The following is an 859-nucleotide window of genomic DNA, read 5'->3' on the forward strand; positions in this document are numbered from 1 at the left end:
GTTGGCCGTTAGTTCCAGTACCCCCCCATATTATAGGGCCTGTATGGTAAGTAAGAGCTTTACCTTTTGTAGATACGTGTTTGCCGTTACTCTCCATATCTAATTGCTGGAGGTGATCAGGAAGAAAGCTCAGATACTGATCATAAGGCATTACGGCATGTGAGTCGGCGCCAAAGAAACTGTGGTACCAAATGCCTAGCATTGCCATCAGGCTTGGCATATTCTGCTCAAAGGGAGCTGAGATAAAATGCTCATCCATTTCGTGTGCGCCTTGTAGCAAGGCTTCGAAGTGCTCATTGCCAATCATAAATGCGATTGGAAGACCAATTGCAGACCAGAGTGAATAGCGCCCTCCTACCCAGTCCCACATAGGGAAGATATTTTCTTCCTTAACTCCAAAGGCTATCGCAGCTTCGATATTACTGCTCACAGCATAGAGATGCATGCCAAGGTCTTCTTGAAGCATTCCGTGCTCTAGTAGAAAGTTCTTTACAGTTTGAGCATTTGTAAGTGTTTCCTGTGTACCGAAGGACTTAGACTGAATCAGGAAAATGGTGGATTCAGGTACGATCTGAGAGAGCACTTGGTGGCTATCGCTACTGTCTACGTTAGCAATATAGTGACAACTCAGGCCTTCTTTGGCGATGGGTGATAGTGCTTCGGTAACTGTTTTGGGGCCTAGATAAGAGCCCCCAATGCCGATACTAACGAGAGTATCAATGGGTTTTCCGGTGTAACCAAGAACTTCCTGTTGGTGTATTTTATCAACGAATTCTTGAATTTGAATTCGACATTCAAGGATTTCATCCAATATATCTTGGCTAGGCGAATAGCTAGTAGTTTGAGTCAGGCTAGACTT

1 pseudogene is annotated in these 859 nt (G+C 44.6%); it reads right to left on the reverse strand.

The features are described 5' to 3' along the window. A pseudogene (locus A3756_RS03495) lies at window positions 1–859 on the reverse strand (glucose-6-phosphate isomerase); the annotation flags it as partial.

This window comes from Oleiphilus sp. HI0086, assembly GCF_001635225.1.